This window comes from Halobacillus sp. (assembly GCF_049282395.1).
Lineage (GTDB): Bacteria > Bacillota > Bacilli > Bacillales > Halobacillaceae > Halobacillus.
Genome location: NZ_JBAPTY010000041.1, coordinates 1 through 2,986, shown reverse-complemented (window position 1 = coordinate 2,986; position 2,986 = coordinate 1). Strand labels below are relative to the sequence as shown.

At 42.9% G+C, this 2,986-nt stretch carries 2 protein-coding genes and 1 pseudogene; all 3 read right to left on the bottom strand.

Annotated features, from left to right (window positions below; translation table 11 throughout):
- A partial coding sequence (locus tag WAM07_RS01945; protein ID WP_422164312.1) for a glycogen/starch/alpha-glucan phosphorylase occupies positions 1–900 on the bottom strand: 900 nt, incomplete at its 3' end.
- A gap of 35 nt (positions 901–935) precedes the next feature.
- Positions 936–2,366: a glycogen synthase GlgA gene (gene glgA / locus WAM07_RS01940; protein WP_422164310.1), complete on the bottom strand. Its 1,431-nt coding sequence runs from the start codon at positions 2,364–2,366 to the stop codon at positions 936–938.
- A gap of 116 nt (positions 2,367–2,482) precedes the next feature.
- A pseudogene (locus WAM07_RS01935) lies at positions 2,483–2,986 on the bottom strand (glucose-1-phosphate adenylyltransferase subunit GlgD); the annotation flags it as partial.

Genomic DNA, 2,986 nt, shown 5'->3' with positions numbered 1-2,986 from the left:
ACGTTCAAACGAGCGTATGACAGACTGAACCCCCGCAGACACCAGGAAGTATTCCTGCTTCAGCCGCAGCCTCTTTCCTTCATCCGTCGAATCATCCGGGTACAGGAAGGAAGAAATAGACTCAAGCTCCTGCTTATAGTCTAAAAAGGAAGCAGAATTATTTTCAATTTCGGCTTTTCTTAACGTGTTCTCCACAATTGGCTCGGCCGACCATAACCTCAGCGTATTGACTGTATCATTGTTATAGCCTGCGATCGGAACATCATAAGGTACCGCCTGAACCTGTTCATAATTTTTATATTCGAAGTGAAGAGGACCCGATTCATTTTTCACCGCTTCCACGTTACCGCCAAACCGGACTTCCACCGCTTCTTCAGGGCGGCGTACTTCCCATATAAAGTCCTGGGAGAGCCAGTGATCTGGAAGTTCAACCTGCTGGCCGTCAATAATGTGCTGCTCGAACATTCCATATCTGTACCGAATCCCATATCCATGTCCAGCTAATTCCAAGGATGCCAGTGAATCTAAGAAGCAAGCTGCCAACCGGCCTAATCCGCCATTTCCAAGCCCTGCATCATGTTCCTTCTCCTCAAGGTTGGTCAGATTCAGGCCTAAATCATCCAGTCCTTCTTCTACCAGAGATAACATCTTCAGATTAAGTAAATTATTTCCCAGCAGACGCCCCATTAAAAATTCCATAGAAAAGTAATAGACCTGCTTATTCTTATTCGTCCTGTAATCCTGATTCGTTTTAACCCAATTTCTGCTGATTCTTTCCTGAACTAATGCACCTAAAGCTTTGTAAGCATCGCGCTCTGTTGCTTCTTCTGCCTTTTTCCCAAGTTTTGTCTCAAGCTTTGCTTTAAACGCTTCCTTAAACTCTTCTTTATCGCTGAACATTAAAGTCACCTTACCGTCTCCTCTCATCCCGCCTGCTACTGGATCATAGATCTATACAAATCCATGTACTCATTAGCAGAGGTCTCCCATGTGAACTTGCTCTTGCTAATATTATTGACTAATTTCTCCCAAGAAACAGGGTCATGATAGATTTCGATGGCTCTTCTGATCGTATAAAGCATGTCGTGGGCGTTGTAATTCTCAAAGGTAAAGCCGTTCCCTTCTCCCGTACCCTCTACAAAAGGATGAACCGTATCCGCTAAACCGCCTGTTTCCCGGACAATAGGAGCTGTCAGGTAACGTAATGCAATTAATTGCCCGATACCGCAAGGCTCAAATCTCGACGGCATTAAGAACATGTCGCTTGCCGCATAAATTTGACGGGAAAGAGGTTCCGAAAATGTAATATTGGCAGAAATTTTGTCAGGATGCCGATCCTGTGCCCATTGAAACATCTGCTCATATTGATGTTCTCCTGTACCCAGTAATACGATCTGTACATCCTCTTCGGATAGTAGATCGTCAATCACATGGCCGATAAGATCGAATCCTTTTTGCTCGACCAGCCTGGAAACGATGCCAATCATAGGTACATCCTGCCTCACTGGTAAACCTAACTGCTCCTGAAGCCATAACTTGTTCTGGTTTTTTTGAATCAGTGAAGTGCGAAAAGGAAAAGCAAGAGCATCGTCATTCATCGGGTTATAATTTTCTTCATTAATTCCATTGACTATACCGACTAATTCATTAGAACGCTTTCTTAATACTCCGTCTAGGTTTTCCCCGAAATAAGGCGTTTGAATCTCTTTTGCATAAGTTTCACTAACGGTTGTAATAAAATCTGCGAAATTCAGTGCGCCCTTCATAAAATTGACGTCACCATAAAATTCAAACGTGTCTTCTGTCATCATATTCTCATCGTAGTCCATTAAGTCATGGGCTACTGAACGGGCAAATACTCCCTGGTATTTCAGGTTATGGATGGTAAAGACTGTTTTCATCCCCTGAAATTTTTCCACATCCTTATAGTGGGTATGTAACAAGGCAGGAATCAGCCCGCTTTGCCAGTCGTGGCAGTGCAGAACGTCAGGACGCCAGTCCAGCGCATTTACCATTTCCATGATGGCGCGATTGAAAAAGACAAATCGTTCGGCCTCGTCATCATATCCATACAAGTTCGAACGTTTAAAATAGTATTCATTATCAATAAAATAAACAGGTACACCTTCGTATTCTATATATTCCACTCCGGCATATTGGTTCCGCCAGCCCATTTGAACATTCAATTCATCTAAATGAGTCAGCTGCATTTTCCAATGGTCGTCCATATTCTCATACTTCGGCAGCACAACTCTTACATCTGTCCCTTGTTCTCTCAGGGATTGAGGGAGAGATCCTAATACATCCGCCAGCCCCCCTGTTTTTATAAATGGTGTGCATTCAGATCCAATCATCAATATGTTCATTATGGTTCACTCCTTAATGTGTTCACTACCTCACTTATTATGACCGATAAACTAGCAAAGATGATGAAAAAGGGCTGTCAGAATGAATTGGTTCAGACAGCCCTTTTTATAAAATTTTACATTGTTTTTCGTTTAGGCAAAACAAATGGTTTTTCTGGGGCACCAATTAAGGTGCGGCTCTCGGAAATACTGCAATCTTTATCCAGAATGACATTTTCCAGGACTGCATTACTTTCAATTTCACAACGCTGCATAATGATCGAGTTTTTAATTACGGCACCTTCGCCCACCTTAACGCCACGGAACAAAATACTGTCTTCCACATGGCCTTCTATAATACAACCATTGGCTACTAACGTATTATTAACATTTGAAGATGCCGCATACTTAGCAGGGGCTTCATTCTTAACCTTTGTTAAGACAGGGGCTTCATCTCTAAATAATTCGTCGCGCTCCTCAACGTCAAGCAGCTTAGTGCTTGCACGGTAATAGCTTTCTACGGAATTAACCAGAGCATGAACGCCCTCATATTCAAAAGCATGGACGTGAAGATCTTGAATCTTGGCTTTAATCCCGTCCAGGAAGAAGTGCGAGCAGCCATGGGCAATACACTCTTCAAC

Coding starts and splice junctions, on each gene's coding strand:
- glgA (WP_422164310.1), bottom strand. CDS start 2,366: ATGAACATATTGATGATTGGATCTGAATGCACACCATTTATAAAAACA.